Raw genomic sequence first — 17573 nt, 5'->3', positions numbered from 1 at the left:
GATCGGCCGGGCGGTCAGGCGCGGAGGTTGAAGTACGAGCGGGTGTTGCCGTCGGTGCGGCGCAGCGCCACGTCCAGCGCCCGGGCGTGGTCGGCCAGCCCGAACTCGTGGCTGAGCAGCGCGTCCACGTCGACCGCCCCGGCGGCCAGCAGTTCGATGGCCTCGCCGAACCGGTCTCCCGGACCCATCGACGCCTGGAGGGAGAGGACCTTCACCACGATGTGATGGGGCGCCATCGTCGCGGCTTCCTCGATGCGGTAGCCGATCAGACCGATGCGTCCGCCAGAGCGGACAGCCTCCACCGCCTCCTGTACCGCGAGCGGGTAGCCGGACGCCTCCAGGACCACATCGGGAGTCAGCTCGGGATGCTTCTCGACGAACCCGACCAGCTCGCCGGGGTCGCCGCCGACGGTGTGCGGCACCCCCAGCGCGTGGGCCGCCTGGCGGCGTTCGGTCACCGGCTCGGCGAGGACGGTGACGTCGGCGCCGCGCAGCCGTACGGCCTGGGCGAGCAGCAGGCCGATGCCGCCGGCGCCGGTGATCGCGACCTTCTCGCCGGCCGTGACCGCGAGCCGGTCGACCGCGTTGAGCGCCACGGCCAGGGGTTCCACCTGGGTGGCTTCGCGCAGCGAGAGGCCCTCGGGCAGCCGGTGCAGGTTGCCCGTCGGCACGGTCATGTACTCGGCGCAGGCGCCGTCCCGGGTGAACCCGAGTTCTTGCAGGTCGGCGCAGAGGGTGGGCTTGCCGACGGTGCAGTGCCGGCAGCTTCCGCAGGCCACGGTGAGGTCGCCGACCACGTTCTGGCCGACCAGGTCACCGGCGCCGCCGGCCTCGACCACGGTTCCGCTCCACTCGTGCCCCGGCACCACGGGGTAGGTGAAGCCGTGCCAGACCCCCTTGTAGAAGGAGAGATCGCTGCCGCAGATCGAGTTGTAGGCGAGCCGTACGAGCGCCTCGCCGGGCGCGGGCTCCGGCACGTCGCGCTCGGTGAGCACGGCCTGCAGGGGAGCTTTGAACATCAAGGCTTTCATCGTGCAGACCTCCGTGTCACGGGACCGGGCGGATGCCGGGCGTCACGAGTAGCGTCCGCTCCAGCGAATGAAGCGCCCGGGGAGCGTACGCCATGTTGTGGGGCGCTTGTCAACTAAAGCGGGCGATGGGGTGGGTGACGCCTGGTTCGGGCGGGGGTCGGGCCACCCGGTCGCGTCCGGAGCCGTGGCGCGGGTACGGACCCCGAGCCGCCGCCCCGCCCGACACACGTCTGGACTGGCCGGATCCGTACGGCCCGGACGCGGCCCGCGGACGGCCCGGGAGGAAAAGCAGGGACCGTTCGGCCCTGGCCACGGGCCCGGCCGCTGCTCCGGTCTGTCGGCCCGATACGTGACGGACTCCACGCGCGAACCTGCAACACCCGCCCGTAGCTGGGTATGTTGGACGCCGTACCGGCGCGGTCACGTCCCGTGAGACGGCCGGTCGTGGTGCCTCAGCGGGGTGCCCGAGCGACGGGAGAGCAACGAATGAGCCAGGAAGCGCGACCACGGTCCGGCACCGTCGACGTCAGCGTTCCGAGTGTGGCGCGGATGTACGACTACTACCTGGGCGGCAAGGACAACTACGCCGTGGACCGCGAGGCGTGCGAGGAGCTGGACAAGGTCGTGCCGAGCACGCAGGTGCTGGCGGTCAACAACCGCCGGTTCCTGCGGCGGGTGGTCCGCTGGCTGGCACAGGAGCAGGGCGTACGGCAGTTCATCGACCACGGGTCCGGCCTGCCGACCCAGGACAACGTCCACCAGGTCGCCCAGCGGGTGGCCCAGGACTCGCGGGTGGTCTACGTCGACAACGACCCCATCGTGCTGGCCCACGGCCGTGCGCTGCTGGAGGAGAACCGCAACACCGCGGTCATCCAGGCCGACATGCGCGACACCGAAGGCATTCTCGGTCACCCCGAGGTGGAACGGCTGATCGACTTCGACCAGCCGGTGGCCGCGCTGTTCGTGTCCGTGCTGCACTGCATCCCGGACGAGGACGACCCCGCCGCCCTGATCAGGCGCGTCGCCGAACGCCTGGTACCGGGCAGCTTCCTGGTCGTGTGCCAGCTGGTCAGCGAGGACGCGGCCACCCGTGACTTCGTCACCGAGTTCATGCGGGTCAGCACCCACGGCCAGTGGGGCCGGGTGCGCACGGCCGCCGAACTGGCCTCGTTCCTGGACGGTCTGGAGATCCTCGAACCGGGCCTGGTGGAGGTGTCGACCTGGAAGCCGGACGCGGACATCGGGCCCAAGCAGCGCACCATGGAGTGGATCGAGTACGGCGGGGTCGCCCGCAAGCGGTAGGGGCGACGGCACCCCCGTCCGGTCTCTCCGCCCGGGGCGCCACTGCCGTCGCCCGGCGCCCCGGCCGGGTCAGCCCTCCTCCGCGCCCCCGATCAGCTCCTCCAGGACGGCCTGGGTCCCGCGAGGGGACTCGGCCTGGGCGCTGAGCCGGTCCATCACGGCGAGGTAGTGGTCGACGTCGTCGCGCTTGTCCAGGTAGAGCGCACTGGTCAGTTGCTCCAGATAGACGATGTCGGGCAGGTCCGGCTCCAGGAAGCGCAGGATCGTGATCGGCCCGCCCGCCGCCGCGTGCCCGCCGAGATGGAACGGGGCGACCTGCACGGTGACATTGGGCAGCTGCGACATGGTCAGCAGATGCCGTAGTTGGCCCGACATGATCTCCGGGCTGCCGAGCGGACGCCGCAGGGACGCCTCGTCCAGCACCGCCCACACCCGGGGCGCGCCGGGCGCCGTGAGCAGCGCCTGCCGTTGCAGGCGCAGTTCCACCCGGCGTTCGACCTCCTTCCTGGACGCCTGCGGGTTGCCGAGCCGGCACACCGCATGGGCGTACTCCGGCGTCTGCAACAGGCCGGGCACGAACTGCACCTCGTAGGTACGGATGACGGAGGCGGCCTCCTCCAGTCCGATGAGTGTCTCGAACCAGGTGGGCAGTACGTCGTTGTAGCGGTGCCACCACCCGGGTGTGCTCGTCCCGCGGGCCAGCGCCAGGAACTCGGCTCGCTCCTGTCCGTCCGTGACGCGGTAGAGCGTCAGCAGATCGGCCACGTCGCGTTCCTTGCAGCCGACGCGGCCCAGCTCCAGCCGGCTGATCTTGGCGTGTGAGCCGCGGATGGCGTCGCCGGCCGCCTCACGGGTGATACCCGCCGCCTCCCGCAGCCGGCGCAACTGCGTTCCCAGAATGATCCGCAGGACTGTCGGGCCGCCCCGGGGATGTTCGATATGACGGCGCGGGGGCGGGATGCGCCCCGGCTGCGCGGCGACCATGGTGACTCCCCTGTTGGTCGGATGAACGCTCAGTGTCCCATCACCTCAACTGTTCGTACAGCGGAGGTGATTATCCAGCCGACATATGCGTCAGCCGGTCCCGGCCAGGTCGTCGAAATCCCCGTCCTTGGCCCCCTGGACGAAGGCCGCGATCTCGTCGCGGGTATAGACCAGTGCGGGCCCTCCCGTGTGCCGGGAGTTGCGCACCGCCACCCCGCCGTCGGCGAGAACGGCCAGCTCGACGCAGTTCCCGTTGGGGTTGCTGCGGGAGCTCTTGCGCCACACCGCACCCTCGATGGCACTGGCGCATATGCCGTTGGGCAATGACTCCATACAACTCTCTCCTTACTGGAGGACCAGGCTCCGTCCGGTACGGCCCCGTACGTACGGTGGCGTGAAACGGGCCCCACACGGCCGTACTTACCGATGCAATTGCAGATGTACTTGCAGCGGAAGGCGGCCGACGAGGATATTAGCCCTCCTGAACTGCGCGGCCCAGCCCCCGAAATGCCCCATGGCGGAGATCGTGATGACTACACATCCGGCACCCACCGTGCACGACGTGCGCCACGAGGAAGCGGGGGAGGAACAGCCGACGACCGGGCTCGACGCCTTCGCCGTGTGCGCGCTCAGCGGCGCCTACAGCGCCATCGCGGAAGCCCGACGTTTCACCGCCACCACCCTCGAAGGGTGGGGCGTCTCCCCGTCGGTCGTCGCGGACGCGGTCCTGGTGGTCTCGGAACTCGCCGGAAACGCCCTGCGCCACGCCTCCCCCAGAGGCCCGGGCACCGAAGAGCCACGGCCGGACCTGGTGTGCGCGGCCTGGCTGGCACTGGCGCACCAGGACGCCGGTGTCCTGTGCGCCGTCTCCGACTCCAGCCGCAGCGTCCCGGCCCTCGCGGTTCCGGACCTCCTCGCGGAGGAGGGACGGGGCCTGTGGACCGTCGACCGGCTCAGCGAGTCCTGGGGCTGGACCCGTCCGGACGACACGGGCAAGACGGTCTGGGCCCAGCTCGCGGTCCCACGACCCGCGGGGTGAGCGGCGGGAACGGCCTGGCTCGTTGACGCGAACCTGTCTCCCGCGTTCACTTGGCCGGGAACTGGCGTCCACGGTCGAAGGCGGTCGAGTATGGCGGTGGCAGTGCGGAGACCCGGCGACCCGGAGGCGGCGGACGGTGACGCCCGCGCACGGACTGTGGGCCACCCGAGGTGACGGCGCCGTCGGACACGGCGTCCGACGCCGGGGGCAGCCCGGCTTCGCCGGTCAATTCGCACAACGAGTGGGACCCGCTGGAGGAGATCGTCGTGGGCCGCCTCGACGGCGCGACGATCCCGTCCAACCACCCGGTCGTGACCTGCAACATCCCGCCCTGGGCGGCCCGCCTGCAAGGGCTCGCCGCCGGCTACAAGTACCCCCGCGTACTGATCGAGCGGGCCCAGCGGGAACTCGACGGGTTCATCGCCCTCCTGGAGTCGCTCGACATCACCGTCCGGCGCCCGGACGTGGTCGACCACCGGCAGCGTTTCGGTACCCCCGACTGGTCGTCCCGCGGCTTCTGCAACACCTGTCCGCGCGACAGCCTGCTCGTGATCGGCGACGAGATCATCGAGACGCCGATGGCCTGGCCGTGCCGGTACTTCGAGGCCCACTCCTACCGCACGGTCGTCAAGGACTACTTCCGGCGGGGCGCGCGCTGGACGGCGGCACCGCGGCCACAGCTCACGGACGAGCTGTTCGACGCGGAGTTCCGCGTCCCCGGGGCGGGCGAGCCCATGCGCTACATCCTCACCGAGTTCGAGCCGGTGTTCGATGCGGCGGACTTCGTCCGGGCGGGCCGCGACCTGTTCGTCACCCGGAGCAATGTCACCAACCGGATGGGCATCGACTGGCTGCGCCGCCACCTCGGCCCCGGCTACCGCATCCACGAGATCGAGAGCCGCTGCCGCGCCCCGATGCACATCGACACCACGTTCGTCCTGCTCGCGCCGGGAAAGGTGCTGGTCAACCCCGAGTACATCGACGTCGGCCGGCTGCCCGACGTGCTGTCCTCGTGGGACGTCCTGGTCGCCCCCGAACCCACCCCGGTCGACGGCCGGCTGCTCAAACTCACCTCGCTGTGCGGCAAGTGGCTCAGCATGAACGTCCTCATGATCGACGAGAAGCGGGTGATCGCGGAACGGCACCACACCGGGATGCTGCGCGCGCTGGAGAAGTGGGGCTTCGAGCCCATCCCGTGCGACCTGCTGCACTACGCGCCGTTCGGCGGCTCGTTCCACTGCGCGACCCTCGACGTCCGGCGGCGCGGCACGCTCCAGTCGTACGTCTGACCGTGGCCGGTCGTCCGAAGGAGGCAGTCCCGGTGGTGCTGCCGGGGCCGCCTCCTGCGGGTGCCGGGGCGGGCTCTACCCCGCCTGGTGGTGGGCGCGGGCTTCCGCGGCGTCCTTCAGCTCGCGCAGCCACTTTTCGAGGCCTTCGCGAAGAATCCGGGTCGCGGCGGGGACGTTCGCCTCGACCTGGTCGCCGGTGTGTGTCTCCTCGGTGCTCACCCGGACGCCGCCGCGGACCTCGGTGAAGTTCCATACGTGAATGCCGTCGATGCGCAGTCCTTCGGCGGTTGCCGGGCCGGTCCAACGCAGGCAGGAGTCGCGCTTGATCTGCTCGACGGTGGACGTGATCTCCAGGCTGGTGGCGGGGGTCGCGGGGTTGGGAGGAATCGGGGTCGTCCACCGGAACGCCGACCCCTTGCGGAGCGGCCCGTGGTCGAGGCGTTCGGCGGTCTCGACGGAGGACTGCCAGGCGGGCCAGCGCTCCACGTCGGTCTGCAGCTTCCATATGGCGTGCAGTGGCGCGTGGATGACGGTCTCGGTCCGGTGGCGGACGGCCGCGTCGGGATCGACGCCTTTCCCCCGGCAGGTGAGGGACTTGGCGGGCTGCGAGGTGGTCGCCCCGGCGGGCACGGCGGCGGTCCCGAGAAGGCCGAGGGCGAGCGGGACGGTGAGCAGGGCCGCCCGGGCGCTGGTGCTGCGGATGCCGGTCATGGTGTTCCCCTTGTCGGTCGTGGAGGCGTGGGGGCGTGTGCGGGAGGTGCGTGTCACTGTGCGGCCAGGCGCGCCGCCCGGTCCCGGACCTGCCGGAGAGCGCCGACCAGCGCGATCATCACCGGGATGCCCGACAGCAGGGCGAACTGGCCGACGACCGTGACGGGGGCCGCCCAGGAAGAGAGGGCCGCCGACAGCGGAATGCGTCGGTCCGTGTGGGGGCGGGGTGGCGCGAATGTGGTGGTCATGCGGATCCCTCGGTCCGGTGGAGCGCGGCGCGGGAACGCGCGGACGCGCCGTACGCTCCCCGTGTGCTAGAGGGTCATGCTGCGGTTATAAGCTATAACCGCGAGGGGGTGAGGGGTCAATGGTTGGGTGAGAGCTTCTAACTTCGCGCGGCCTCGCGGGTCTGCCGGGCGGCCTGGCGTGCCTGTTCGGCGCGGTCGCGGTGGCCGTCCGCCTCCGAGGGGGCGTCGACGGCCATCCGTTCGTGATGGCGGGCCAGCTGGTCCTGGGCTTCGGCCAGCGCGGCCGCCGCCGTGCGGAACCGTGCTTGCAGTCGCTCCACCAGGCTCTCCAGAGCCGCTTGTTGCGACCCTGCGTTGCTGAAGGTCCGCCGGAGGGAGGCGGCGATCTCCTGCTCGATGCCGTGCCGCTCGTGCGCGGCACGGGCTTCCGTGCGGCTCAAAGCGGCTTCGGTGCGGTCCAGGCGGGCCTGGCTGGACGCGAGCAGGGCTCGCGCGCGGCCGATGGCCTCGGAGGACCGTTTCCGGAGGCTGGGTACCGTGTCCCCCGCCGAGCGGCTGATCTGGTCCGTGTGGCTCTTCCGCGCGTCGAGGAAACGCTCACGGGAGTCGGCGGCGGATTCCTGTGCGTCGGCGAGCCGTTCGCGCTCGTCGGCCGCGTCCTCGCGTGCGTCGGCGGGGTGATCCCGTGCGTCGGCCGCGCGTTCCCGCTGGTCGGCGAGGCGATCCCGTGCGTCGGTGGCGATCTCCCGCTCGTCGACGCGATGTTCCTGGCCTTCGCGCCGGCTCCCGGGGAGGGGGCCGGCGGGGTGGGCGACGACTCGGTATCCGTATCCACGGAGGCAGTATGCGCCGCCTCGGGGGCCGCTGCGAAACCCGTCGTCGCGCGCGGCGAAGTGCGTCATCGCGCCTGGTGGCCCCCGCTGTTCACCTGATCCTCCGTACGCACTGGCGAAGAGATCCCGCCGTCCGTCCGCGGTGGCCGGGCGCCGCGCGTGCGTCTCTTTCAAGTCGACCTGCCGAGGCGGCGCGAGCGTGAGGCGACGCCTGATCGACTCCGTACGGTGTTCGCGCGTTACGGCCGGTAAGCCCAGCTGTCACGCGTGACGGGGCGCCACGCAGGCGCGGTGGCCGCGGTTTTCGGCGGGAGAAGCTCTCCGGGGCGCCTCCGTCATGCCCTACAACAACCGGCTCAAAACCGCCTAAAGGGTATGTTTGCCCGCCATGCGGCAGGGGAGTGATCTCCCCGTTCCCAAGATTGTTATCGCGGCGAGCTTGCCGCACCACCCCCTCTTCAGCCGCAGTGCCGAGACAGGAGTCCGCCCATGCTGCCCGCCATGTCGCGCCCCGACCGTGAACGCTTCCTCGCCGAACCGCGGGTGGGGGTCCTGGGTGTGACGGACTCCAGAGACGGCGACCGGGGGCCTCTGATCGTGCCGGTCTGGTACGGCTACGAGCCCGGGGGCGAGGTCGTCGTCCAGACCGGCCGCCAGAGCATCAAGGCCCAGCTCCTGCGCGCCGCCGGGCGGTTCAGCCTCTGCGCGCAGGACGAGGGGCGGCCGTACCGGTACGTGAGCGTCGAAGGTCCCGTCACGGCGATCGACGACCCGCTGGACCCGGCCCTGCGCGATGCCCTGGCCCACCGCTACCTGGACGCCGAGGAGGCCCGCGGCTACCTGGCGGCGACCTCCGCCCAGCTCGCGGACGACATCGCCTTCCGGATGCGCCCGCAGTACTGGCGCAGCGCCGACTTCGCGGCCTTCGCGGCCGACTTCGCCGAAGGGGTGCCGGCGAGGAGGCCGCCCCGCACTGAGCGGACCCGCCCACGCACCGCCGTACCGCACGCAAGTCGTTGGAGCGAGAGAGACATCCCAATGGTGAAGTCAAGCCGCTGCCGTGACAGGTGGTGTGGCTTGGTAGCACACTCCGTCACGGAGTATGGCCCACAAAACGTTCAGTCTCCGGCGCGCGAGGGCCAGCACCGCTTGCTTGTGCGCCTTGCCCTCGCTCCTCTTGCGGTCGTAGAACGCACGCGATGCTGGACAGCACCGCAAACTCACCTGGGCAGCCAGATACATGCTCCGCAGGAGCCCGCGGTGATAGCGCCGAGGCCGGCGCAGGTTGCCACTGACGCGGCCGGAGTCGCGGGGTTGAGGGGCCAGGCCGGCGAAGCCGGCCAGGCGGTCCGCGGTCCCGAAAGAGGCCATGTCGCCGCCGGTGGCGGCAATGAACTCGGCACCGAGACGAGGGCCCATGCCGGGCAGGCTGGTGATCACCTCGGCGTGTGGATGCTCGCGAAACCGCGCCTCGATGAGAGCGTCAAGCTCGGCGATCTCCTCATCGAGAGCCATCACCCCCTTCGCCAGCCGGAGGACCATGGCGGCAGCCAGCCTCTCACCAGGCAGCGCCGTGTGCTGGGCTTCGGCCGCCTCCACGGCCGTCTTGGCGAGTGTGGCGGCGCCGCGGACCTTGCGGTTCTTCAGCCACGTTTCGATCCGCTTGGCGCCTGTGCGGCGGATGGCGGCGGGGGCCTGGTATCCGGTCAGCAGCATGACCGGGCCGTGGTTGGTGAGGTCCAGCGACCTCTCCAGGGCGGGGAAGATCTCCAGCAGTTGGGCTCGCAGGCGGTTGATCTGCCGGGTTCGGTCGAAGACCACATCCAGTCGCCTGGACGTGAGGATGCGCAGGTCGACGGCGATGTCGTCGCCGGGTCGCAGCAGCCCGACATCGCGGCGGACGCGGGCCTGGTCGGCGATGACGAAGGCGTCCTTCGCGTCCGTCTTTCCCTCGCCCCGGTAGGTGCCCGACGCTCGATGAACGGCGAACCCGGTGAGGTAGGCGACGGGCTGGTCGTGGTTGAGCAGCAGGCCAATCAGCAGTGCGGCACCGCCTCGGTTGAGGTCGATGGCCCACAGCACGTCGCTGGATATCTCCAGGACGTCTCCGATCAGCGTCAGCAGCTCGGTTTCGTCGTTGGATACGCGGCGGGACAGCAGCCGTTTGCCTTCCGCGTCGATCACCACCGCGTGGTGGTGCGTCTTGCCGATGTCCACCCCGGCCCAGATCTGGGGCACGGGTCACCTCCGCCGCTTCGTGGTCGTCATCGATTCCCGCAGACGACCTCGCCGGCGTGGTCTTACAGCAGCGATCAACGTCGCAAATCCCAATTGGCGGTCGAGTCGTCGCGGGGCTCCGGGCGGCCATGTCTCTCAAGCCGTCGAGCGGCACCAACATGACAGCCATACCCGGAGCCCCTGGGCCCTCCGATCTTACGAATGACCAGATCAGACCCACGACTGAAAGGTAAGACCACATGACCGACACGTTCGTTTCTGCACGCCCGTCGTCCCGGCGGCCCCAGGCCCCGGGGGCTCGCACCCCGGCGCCCGGCTACCCACGGGACAGCCGCATCCCGGAGCTGTTCGAGGCGCAGGCCGCGGCGCTGCCGCACGCCCTGGCGGCCCGGCACGGCGAGCGCACGCTGACCTACGGCCAACTCGACGCCCGCGCCGATGCGTTGGCGACCCGGCTGGCCGCCGGCGGGGTCCGTCCGGGTGACCTGGTCGGCGTGTGCGGCAGCCGCTCGCTGGAGGCACTGGTGGCGCTGCTGGGCATCCTCAAGGCCGGCTGCGCGTACGTGCCGCTCGACGAGGACCTTCCGCCGGCGCGGCTGCGGGCCATGGCCGAGGACGCGGGCATCAGCGCGGCGGTCACCTTGCCGGGCAGTACGCGGCGGGTGCGCGGTCTCCGCGTGTCGGTCGAGGCCGGCTCCCTCGACCGGCCCGCCCCCGACCGCGCGACCGGCTCCGCCCCCGGCCCCCTCACCGACCGGGCCACCGGCTCCGCCCCGGGCTCCGCCACCGACCGGGCCACCGGCTCCGCCACCGACTGCGCCTACGTCGCCTTCACCTCCGGCACGACCGGCCGGCCCAAGCCCGTCGCGCTGTCCCACCGCGGCGTGGTCCGCCTCGTACTGTCCGACCCCGGCCTCACGCCGCCCGCCCCGGGTGACGGAGTGCTGCACGCCTACAGCCTGTCCTCCGACGCCTCGACCATAGAGATCTGGGGCGCGCTGCTGACCGGCGCCTGCCTGGTCCTCGCCGACCGCGAGGAACTGCTCTCGCCCACCGCCCTGGAGCGGCTGTTCCACGCGGGCGGCGTCACCGTGGCGTACCTGACGACGAGCGTCTTCCACCTCGTCGCCCGGACCCGCCCCGAGGCGCTGGCCGGCCTGCGATTCGTCTCCGCCGGGGGAGAGGCGATGGACCCGCGCCTGGCGAACGCCGTCCTCGCGGCCTGCCCCCGTACCACGGTCGTCAACTTCTACGGCCCGACCGAGAACGCCGTGGTCTCCACCGCCCACGTGCTCGCCCCTCTCCCCGACGACGCCGCGCACGTCCCCCTGGGCCGCCCCTTCGGCGCTTCCGCCTGCCACGTGCTGCGGGCCGACGGCTCGCCCGCGGAGCCGGGCGAGGAAGGGGAGCTGTACGTCGGCGGCGACGGGCTGGCGCTGGGCTACCTCGGCGACCCGCAGCTGACCGCCGAGCGGTTCGTGACGCTGCCCGCGGTCGAGCCGGGCGGGCCGCTGTACCGGACCGGCGACCGGGTCGTACGGCACGCCGACGGGCTGCTGGAATACCGCGGACGGCTCGACCGCCAGGTCAAACTGCGCGGCGCACGCATCGAGCTGGACGAGGTCGAGACCCGATTACGAGCACACCCCGAGGTCGGCGAAGCGGCCGTCGAGGTCGACGCGCACGCACTGACCGCCTACATCACGGCCACCGTCCCCGGCCGCCCGCTGCCGCTGTCCGACCTGCGCGCTTACTGCGCCAAGTGGCTGCCCCCGCAAGCCGTTCCGGCCCTGGTGCCCCTGGACCGCTTCCCGGTCACCAGCGGCGGCAAGATCGACCGCACCCGGCTGAAGCCCACCGTGCCACCGCCCGCCCCCGGTGACGCCGCGCGGCACCCGGAAGAGCCGGAGGCGTCCGACGGACTGCCCGGCCTCCTCGCGGAAGTCTGGCACCAGGTGCTGCGCGTACGGCCCACGCCCCAGGACGACTTCTTCCTCCTCGGCGGAGACTCCCTGCTCGCCTCGGAGACCGTCACCCGCACCCTCGCCGTACTCGGCCTCGACGCAGCCCTGGGCTCCACCCTCATCAGGGCGCTGCTGGCCGCGCCCGCACTCGCGAGCTTCACCGCCGCCGTACGCGAAGTACGCGGCGGCGCCGGCGGACCGGCAGGAGGCCAGGAGCCGGCCGTCGACTTCGCCGCGGAGACCGGACTCGGCTTCGCCCTCCCGCCCGCCGAGGGCCCGGCACCGCGCCCGCACGATCCGAAGGACGTCCTGCTCACGGGCGCTTCCGGATTCGTCGGCGGATTCCTGCTGCACCGCCTGCTGCACGCGACGGCCGCCCGCGTCCACTGCCCCGTACGGGCGACGAGCCGCGCACACGCCCGGCAGCGGGTCCGCACCGCCCTCACCCGCTACGGGCTGCACCTCGACGAGGCCGACTGGCAGCGCGTGGAGTGCTTCCCCGGAGACCTGACCCAGCCGCGGCTGGGGCTCGACGCCGACCACGCCGACGCACTGGCCCAGCGCCTGGACCTGATCGTGCACAACGGCGCCCGGGTCAACTTCCTCTACCCGTACCAGCAACTGCGCCCGGCGAACGTCGACGGAACCCGTGAGGTCGTCCGGATCGCCGCGCGCCGCCGGGTGCCGGTGCACTTCGTGTCCACCGTCGCGGTCGTCGCGGGCTTCGGCACCGCCGGGGTGCGCGAGGTGGACGAAGACCTGCCGCTGGCCCACGCCGACGGACTGACCATGGGCTACGCGGAGAGCAAGTGGGTCGCCGAAGGAGTGCTGCGGCGGGCGGCCGAGCAGGGCCTGCCGGTGGCCGTGTACCGGCCGTACGAGGTCACGGGCGACCGGACGCACGGCGCGTGCAACACCGAGACGGCCATCTGCTCGCTGTTCAAGATGATCGTCGACACGGGAGTCGCCCCCGCCATCGAACTGCCGATGGACTTCGTCCCCGTCGACCATCTCGCCGAGTCCCTGGTGCACATCGCCACGCACCGGCCGGCCGACGGCCGGGTCTACCACCTGACCAACCCGCGCCCGGCGATGCTGTCCGACGTCCTCGACCGGATGCGCGCGGCGGGCTTCACCCTGCGCACCCTGCCGTACGACGCCTGGGTCGCCGAGCTCGTCCGGCACGTCGCCGAGAACCCGACGAGCGCCACGGCGCCGTTCGTGTCCCTGTGCGTGGACCGCAGCCGCGCCGCCGACATGTCCGTCAAGGAGATGTACCTCAAGGGCACCTTCCCGGCCCTGGGGCGGCGCAACGCCGAAGAGGCGCTGGCCGACAGCGGGCTGTACTGCCCGCCCGTCGACTCCGCTCTGCTGGACCGCTACCTGGAGTACTTCTTCACCTCCGGGTACCTCGCGCGACCGGTGGCCGGCCCGTCCGCGTCCGCGCCCGCCTCCGGAACCGAGCCCATATCGGGAACCACACCCGAGCCCACCTCGGACCGTGTCACACCGAGCGCTGTCGCGACGAAGGCGGAGCACACCCGATGGAGCACCCCGTGACCCCTCCCGAAACCCTCATCCCCGTTCCGGAAACCGCTCCCGGCACCGCCGGACCGCCGTGCGCCTACGCCCGTCTGCGTTCCGAAGCACCCGTCGTCAAGGCCCAGCTCCCCAACGGCGAGACGGGCTGGCTCATCAGCCGCTACGAGGACGCACGCGCCGCGTTCGCCGACCCGCGGCTCGTCCGGCCGCTGCTGTCGGCGTGGCCGCCCCGCGAGGAGGCCGACGCGCCGCCGCCGTGCCTGCCGACCTTCCTGGAGATGACCGGCGCGCACCACGAGCGCGTACGGCGTGCCGTCCTGCCGATGTTCGGCCGGCGGCAGCTGGCCTTCATGGAACCCCGGATCCGCGCGATCGCCGGGGAACTCCTCGACACGATGGTGGCCGGGGCGGACGGCGGCACCGCGGACCTCGTCGCCTCCTACGCCGAGCCACTGCCCCTGCGGGTGCTGTGCGAGACCGTCGGCCTGCCGTACGAGGACCGGGAGATCTACCTGCCGCACACCCTCGCCCTCCTGGGCGCCGCCGGGCTGACGATGGAGGAGGTCCTCGCCGCCCTGTACGCCCTTCAGGACTACGCCGGCGACCTCATCGCCCGCAAGGAGCAGGACGGCGACGGTGTGGACTACATCCGGATCCTGCTGGACCGGGCCCGCCGGCCGGACAGCGAGATCACCCGGGACGACGTGGTGAGCTTTGTCGTCACCATGCTCATGGCCGGCTACAAGACCAACATCCAGCACACCGGCAACGCCCTGCTCGCGCTGCTCACCCACCCCGAGCAGTTGCGTACCCTGCGTGCGGCGCCCGAGCGGACCGCCACCGCGGTGGAGGAACTGCTGCGCTACGTCCCGCTGATGAACGCCATCAACATCCTGGTGGCGACCGAGGACTTCACCCTGCACGGGCAGCACATCCGTGCCGGCGACGCGGTCGTGCCCGTACCGGCGTCCGCCAACCGCGACCCGGCGGCGTTCGCCGAGCCCGACCGCCTCGACCTGGCCCGGACCCCCAACGCGCACATCGCCTTCGGGCACGGCCCGCACGCGTGCACCGGCGGGAACCTGACGCGTATGCAGCTGACCATCGCGATCCAGGTGCTGCTGGAACGGCTTCCGGACATCGGACTCGCCGTTCCGGAGGAGGACATCGACTGGGACGAAACGACGCCGCTGCGCGCACCGGCCCGGCTCCCCGTGCGCTGGTGAGACCGGCCCCGCCCGGGCCTTTACAGGAGGCCCGGGCGGGCCCTGCACACGACATCGCCACAGCAACGAGAAAGAGGCTCCGCCCACGTGACCACACCACCGCAAGCGCCCGCGACCGGCCAGGGCGTCCACGACGAGCCCCTCCCGCACTACCCTTTCAGCACCCGCGGCGACCGGCTCGCCCCCGAACTCGACGAGCTGCGCGGCCGCTGTCCCGTGGCGCGGGTGAACACCAACTCCGGTGAACAGGCCTGGCTGGTGACCGGGTACGAGCTGGCGCGGCACGTGCTGCGGGACCGCTCGTTCGCCCGCTCCGTCCTGGCCGAGGCGGACAGCCCCGCCCAGGACGCCCCGATCCTGGCACCCGAGCTGCTCGACGCCATGAACCACCTCCAGCAGGCCGGGCTGCGCGACGAGGTGCTCAGGTCGCTCGGCCGCGACCAGCCCGACCTGCCCGCCGACTGGGTCGCGGCTGTCACCGCCGAGGGCCTGGACACCATGGTCCGGGACGGCAGCCCCGGCGATCTCCAGCGTCACTTCGCGGAGTGGGTCGCCGCCCAGTGCATGTGCCGGCTGCTCGGACTGCCGTTCACGGACCGCGACTGGCTCGCCGCACGGGCCGACCTGGACCTGACCATGGTCACTCCGACCCGCGAGGAACTCGCCCGCAACTGGGAGGAGATCCGTGCGTACATGGACGCGCACATGACCGGCCGCCGCCCCGGCGAGCCGCGCGGCCTCATCGACCGCCTCGCCGACCTCAACGCGGCGGACGAAGGGCTGACACGGCGTCAGCTGTCCAACATCGTGTCCGTTCTGTTCGTCAGCGGGTACGAGGACTTCGCGAGCTTCCTGGGCGTCGGGGCGTTCAACCTGCTCCAGCGGCCCGAGGTCATGAGCGCGGTGCGGGCCCGGCCGGAGACGATGCCGCAGTGCGTGGAAGAACTGCTGCGGTGCAGCGTCGTCCTGGGCAACGCGATCCCCCGCTTCGTCACCGAGGACGCGGAGATCGGCCCGGCCCGGGTGAAGGAGGGCGACATGATCCTGCTCTCCCTGGACGCGGCCAACTACGACTCCGCCGCCTTCCCGGACCCCACGTCCTTCACCCCCGCCCGCACCCCCAACCCGCATCTGCGCTTCGGGTACGGCCGCCACCACTGCCCCGGGGCCCACCTGGTCCGCCGCCAGTCGGAGGTCGCCTTCCGCGTCCTGCTCGACCGCCTGCCCGGCATCCGGCTGGCCGTACCGCCGGCCGAGGTTCCCTGGCACCCGAACCGCATGGCCATCATGGCTGCCGAGGTTCCTGTGACCTGGTGAGCCGGCGCCGGGCGGCCTGGTGACGGGCCGGCCTGGTGACGACATGGCCTGGCGGCCCGTACGCGTGCGCGGTCAGGGCGTCCGGGTGTGATGGTCCAGCAAGCGGGTGAGCAACCGCACGAACTGTTCGCGCTCGGCCGGGCTCAGCGGCGCGAGCAGTTCGTCGTGGAGGCCGTCCAGGACCGTGTCGAGGCGGCGCAGATGCCGGCGGCCCGAGGCGGAGATCGTGACGGTGTTGCGCCGCCGGTCGTCGGGGTCCGGGGCCCGCTCGACGAGGCCGCGCTCGGCCAGCTCGTTGAGTACGCCGACCATGTCACTCCGGTAGATGCCGGTGCGTCCGCTCAGGGCCGCCTGGCTGCCCGGCCCGTGCTCCTGCAACGAGGCGAGCACGGCGTAGTGCCATTTACGGGCGTCGGCCCGGGCGAGCCCTTCGGTCAGCAGCCGGTCCGACCGCGCCGACAGCTTCGACAGCAGCCAACCCGACAGGCGGCGCAGCCGGTCGGGCGTCCTGAGTGCGCCGTCGTCGGGTGTGTCCGCGGCTTCGGCTCTGGTCATGGCGCCCATGCTACCCGTTGCGTTAGTCAGACTAACGATGTACGTTCGCTCGCGCCGGGAACGTCAGTGCGTCGAATGTTGTCCGAGTGAACTCGGCGGAAGGAAGATCGTGCCCACCAAGAACCTGCAGATTCCCACCCCGGACGGCCAGGCCGACGCGTTCGCCGCCTTCCCCGACGAGGGGGAGCGGCACCCGGGGGTGCTGCTGTACCCGGACGCCTTCGGCGTACGGCCCGAACTGGAGCGCAAGGCCCGCGAACTGGCCGGACACGGGTACTACGTGCTCGTCCCCAACCTCTACTACCGGCGTGGCCCGGCCCCGGTGATCGACCTCCCCGAGCACATCGGGGAAGAGGTGCGCCCCGCGGTCTTCGCCCAGGTGATGCCGCTGATCGAGGAACACACCACCGAGCGTGTCCTGCGTGACGCCGGCGCCTACCTCGACTTCCTGACCGCCCAGCCCGAGGCCGGTGCCGGGCCGGTCGCCGTGCTGGGCTACTGCCTGGGCGCCGTCCTGGCGATGCGTACCGCGACGGCCCACCCCGGCCGGGTGGCCGCCGTCGCCGGATTCCACCCCGCCGCCCTGGTCACCGACGCGCCCGACAGTCCGCACCGCCTGGTGTCCGAGCTGACCGCCGAGGTCCACATGGGCCTTGCCGAAGGCGACATGACGCCCGAGGCCCTCGGCGAGTTCACCCGGGCCCTGGACGCCGCGGGAGTCGTCCACACCACCGAGACCTACCCCGACACCATCCACGGCTTCACCATGTCCGACACCGCGGCCTTCAGCCCCGCCGGACTGCAACGCCACTGGGACCGACTGCTTCCCCTGCTGGAGCGCACCCTGACCAAGGGCTGAGACTCCGAACCCGAACCCGAACCCGGCCCCGGCGTCGTACGCTCGCTACGCGCCCGGGGTCGTGCGACGGTGGGTTCCGCGCGCACGCGTGAACATCATGACGCCACGGACCGCCGTACAGAGCCGCACTACGAAGCCGCTGTACGCGGTCGGCGCGGGAGGCGTGATGACCAGGGTCGAGGAGCAACTGACCATCGGCTGTACGGCGGAGGCCTTCCTCGGCTTCGTCATGGACGTCGAACGGTACGCCCAGGTCGACGACAAGCTCCGTACGGTCTTCTGGGTGCGCAGGGACGGCGACCTGACCGAGTTCGCGTTCCGGCCCGCGCTGCCCGGGGTGCCCTTTCCGCAGCCGAAGGCCGTGGCCCGGATGCGGCTGACCCCGGGGCGGCGGATCGACATCCGGCTGGCCCCCTGCCCCTGAACAAGGTCAAC

General features: G+C 71.7%; 17 protein-coding genes and 1 pseudogene. 9 read left to right on the top strand and 9 right to left on the bottom strand.

From position 1 onward, the window contains the following. Window positions 1–14: 14 nt before the first annotated feature. Window positions 15–1019 carry a zinc-binding dehydrogenase gene (locus tag ACEXOX_RS01820; RefSeq protein ID WP_406518668.1) on the bottom strand — a complete coding sequence of 335 codons (1005 nt, stop codon included), beginning with the start codon at window positions 1017–1019 and terminating at the stop codon, window positions 15–17. A 498-nt stretch (window positions 1020–1517) separates the two neighbouring features. Between ACEXOX_RS01820 and ACEXOX_RS01815 the strand changes: the two genes are divergently transcribed. Further along, window positions 1518–2333 (top strand): SAM-dependent methyltransferase, encoded by an 816-nt coding sequence (locus tag ACEXOX_RS01815; protein ID WP_406518667.1) that lies wholly within the window; start codon window positions 1518–1520, stop codon window positions 2331–2333. A 69-nt stretch (window positions 2334–2402) separates the two neighbouring features. On the opposite strand, the gene ACEXOX_RS01810 is transcribed toward ACEXOX_RS01815, so the two are convergent. Both ACEXOX_RS01810 and ACEXOX_RS01805 read right to left on the bottom strand, forming a co-directional pair. Next, window positions 2403–3317 (bottom strand): helix-turn-helix domain-containing protein, encoded by a 915-nt coding sequence (locus ACEXOX_RS01810; protein WP_406518666.1) that lies wholly within the window; start codon window positions 3315–3317, stop codon window positions 2403–2405. 90 nt (window positions 3318–3407) lie between these two features. Continuing rightward, window positions 3408–3650 carry a DUF397 domain-containing protein gene (locus ACEXOX_RS01805; RefSeq protein ID WP_030999084.1) on the bottom strand — a complete coding sequence of 81 codons (243 nt, stop codon included), beginning with the start codon at window positions 3648–3650 and terminating at the stop codon, window positions 3408–3410. A 196-nt stretch (window positions 3651–3846) separates the two neighbouring features. Here ACEXOX_RS01805 and ACEXOX_RS01800 point away from each other — a divergent pair, with 196 nt between their 5' ends. After that, a complete protein-coding gene (locus ACEXOX_RS01800) occupies window positions 3847–4356 on the top strand; it encodes an ATP-binding protein (protein ID WP_406518665.1) in 510 nt (169 codons plus the stop codon). Window positions 4357–4526: 170 nt separating this feature from the next. Continuing rightward, window positions 4527–5645: an amidinotransferase gene (locus ACEXOX_RS01795; protein ID WP_406518663.1), complete on the top strand. Its 1119-nt coding sequence runs from the start codon at window positions 4527–4529 to the stop codon at window positions 5643–5645. A gap of 75 nt (window positions 5646–5720) precedes the next feature. On the opposite strand, the gene ACEXOX_RS01790 is transcribed toward ACEXOX_RS01795, so the two are convergent. From ACEXOX_RS01790 to ACEXOX_RS01780, 3 genes are all read right to left on the bottom strand, one after another. Next, the gene (locus ACEXOX_RS01790) at window positions 5721–6356 is read right to left on the bottom strand and encodes an SRPBCC family protein (RefSeq protein ID WP_406518662.1); all 636 of its coding nucleotides are present in this window, start codon (window positions 6354–6356) and stop codon (window positions 5721–5723) included. A gap of 53 nt (window positions 6357–6409) precedes the next feature. Further along, window positions 6410–6604: a hypothetical protein gene (locus tag ACEXOX_RS01785; protein ID WP_406518660.1), complete on the bottom strand. Its 195-nt coding sequence runs from the start codon at window positions 6602–6604 to the stop codon at window positions 6410–6412. Window positions 6605–6741: 137 nt separating this feature from the next. Next, window positions 6742–7506: a hypothetical protein gene (locus ACEXOX_RS01780; RefSeq protein WP_406518659.1), complete on the bottom strand. Its 765-nt coding sequence runs from the start codon at window positions 7504–7506 to the stop codon at window positions 6742–6744. A gap of 420 nt (window positions 7507–7926) precedes the next feature. Between ACEXOX_RS01780 and ACEXOX_RS01775 the strand changes: the two are divergent. Beyond that, window positions 7927–8271 (top strand): annotated as a pseudogene (locus ACEXOX_RS01775) (pyridoxamine 5'-phosphate oxidase family protein); the annotation flags it as partial. Window positions 8272–8273: 2 nt separating this feature from the next. On the opposite strand, the gene ACEXOX_RS01770 reads toward ACEXOX_RS01775, so the two are convergent. Both ACEXOX_RS01770 and ACEXOX_RS01765 read right to left on the bottom strand, forming a co-directional pair. Beyond that, the gene (locus tag ACEXOX_RS01770; protein WP_406518658.1) at window positions 8274–8411 is read right to left on the bottom strand and encodes a hypothetical protein; all 138 of its coding nucleotides are present in this window, start codon (window positions 8409–8411) and stop codon (window positions 8274–8276) included. 73 nt (window positions 8412–8484) lie between these two features. Beyond that, the gene (locus ACEXOX_RS01765; protein WP_406518466.1) at window positions 8485–9675 is read right to left on the bottom strand and encodes an IS110 family transposase; all 1191 of its coding nucleotides are present in this window, start codon (window positions 9673–9675) and stop codon (window positions 8485–8487) included. Window positions 9676–9914: 239 nt separating this feature from the next. On the opposite strand from ACEXOX_RS01765, the gene ACEXOX_RS01760 reads away from it, so the two are divergent. From ACEXOX_RS01760 to ACEXOX_RS01750, 3 genes are all read left to right on the top strand, one after another. Then, window positions 9915–13199 (top strand): amino acid adenylation domain-containing protein, encoded by a 3285-nt coding sequence (locus ACEXOX_RS01760; protein ID WP_406518657.1) that lies wholly within the window; start codon window positions 9915–9917, stop codon window positions 13197–13199. After that, window positions 13196–14407, top strand: coding sequence for a cytochrome P450 (locus ACEXOX_RS01755; RefSeq protein ID WP_406518656.1), 1212 nt, complete (start codon window positions 13196–13198; stop codon window positions 14405–14407). Before ACEXOX_RS01760 ends, ACEXOX_RS01755 begins: the two co-directional genes overlap by 4 nt. A gap of 87 nt (window positions 14408–14494) precedes the next feature. Further along, window positions 14495–15724, top strand: coding sequence for a cytochrome P450 (locus tag ACEXOX_RS01750; protein ID WP_406518655.1), 1230 nt, complete (start codon window positions 14495–14497; stop codon window positions 15722–15724). 72 nt (window positions 15725–15796) lie between these two features. On the opposite strand, the gene ACEXOX_RS01745 is transcribed toward ACEXOX_RS01750, so the two are convergent. Then, a complete protein-coding gene (locus tag ACEXOX_RS01745) occupies window positions 15797–16279 on the bottom strand; it encodes a MarR family winged helix-turn-helix transcriptional regulator (protein ID WP_406518653.1) in 483 nt (160 codons plus the stop codon). 109 nt (window positions 16280–16388) lie between these two features. On the opposite strand from ACEXOX_RS01745, the gene ACEXOX_RS01740 reads away from it, so the two are divergent. Both ACEXOX_RS01740 and ACEXOX_RS01735 read left to right on the top strand, forming a co-directional pair. Further along, window positions 16389–17138, top strand: a complete 750-nt coding sequence (locus ACEXOX_RS01740; RefSeq protein ID WP_406518652.1) for a dienelactone hydrolase family protein — start codon at window positions 16389–16391, stop codon at window positions 17136–17138. Window positions 17139–17235: 97 nt separating this feature from the next. Then, entirely contained in the window at window positions 17236–17562 is a 327-nt protein-coding gene (locus ACEXOX_RS01735) for a hypothetical protein (protein WP_406518651.1), read from the top strand. Window positions 17563–17573: the final 11 nt, after the last annotated feature.

The organism is Streptomyces sp. Ac-502, assembly GCF_045222935.1.
Classification (GTDB): Bacteria; Actinomycetota; Actinomycetes; order Streptomycetales; family Streptomycetaceae; genus Streptomyces; species Streptomyces monomycini.
The sequence above is the reverse complement of the archived record's forward strand: the minus strand, read 5'-3'. Positions and strand labels throughout refer to the sequence as shown.

Coding starts and splice junctions, on each gene's coding strand:
- ACEXOX_RS01815 (WP_406518667.1), top strand. CDS start 1,518: ATGAGCCAGGAAGCGCGACCACGGTCCGGCACCGTCGACGTCAGCGTT.
- ACEXOX_RS01785 (WP_406518660.1), bottom strand. CDS start 6,604: ATGACCACCACATTCGCGCCACCCCGCCCCCACACGGACCGACGCATT.
- ACEXOX_RS01735 (WP_406518651.1), top strand. CDS start 17,236: ATGACGCCACGGACCGCCGTACAGAGCCGCACTACGAAGCCGCTGTAC.
- ACEXOX_RS01810 (WP_406518666.1), bottom strand. CDS start 3,317: ATGGTCGCCGCGCAGCCGGGGCGCATCCCGCCCCCGCGCCGTCATATC.
- ACEXOX_RS01820 (WP_406518668.1), bottom strand. CDS start 1,019: ATGTTCAAAGCTCCCCTGCAGGCCGTGCTCACCGAGCGCGACGTGCCG.
- ACEXOX_RS01760 (WP_406518657.1), top strand. CDS start 9,915: ATGACCGACACGTTCGTTTCTGCACGCCCGTCGTCCCGGCGGCCCCAG.
- ACEXOX_RS01790 (WP_406518662.1), bottom strand. CDS start 6,356: ATGACCGGCATCCGCAGCACCAGCGCCCGGGCGGCCCTGCTCACCGTC.
- ACEXOX_RS01745 (WP_406518653.1), bottom strand. CDS start 16,279: ATGACCAGAGCCGAAGCCGCGGACACACCCGACGACGGCGCACTCAGG.
- ACEXOX_RS01780 (WP_406518659.1), bottom strand. CDS start 7,506: ATGACGCACTTCGCCGCGCGCGACGACGGGTTTCGCAGCGGCCCCCGA.
- ACEXOX_RS01800 (WP_406518665.1), top strand. CDS start 3,847: ATGACTACACATCCGGCACCCACCGTGCACGACGTGCGCCACGAGGAA.
- ACEXOX_RS01805 (WP_030999084.1), bottom strand. CDS start 3,650: ATGGAGTCATTGCCCAACGGCATATGCGCCAGTGCCATCGAGGGTGCG.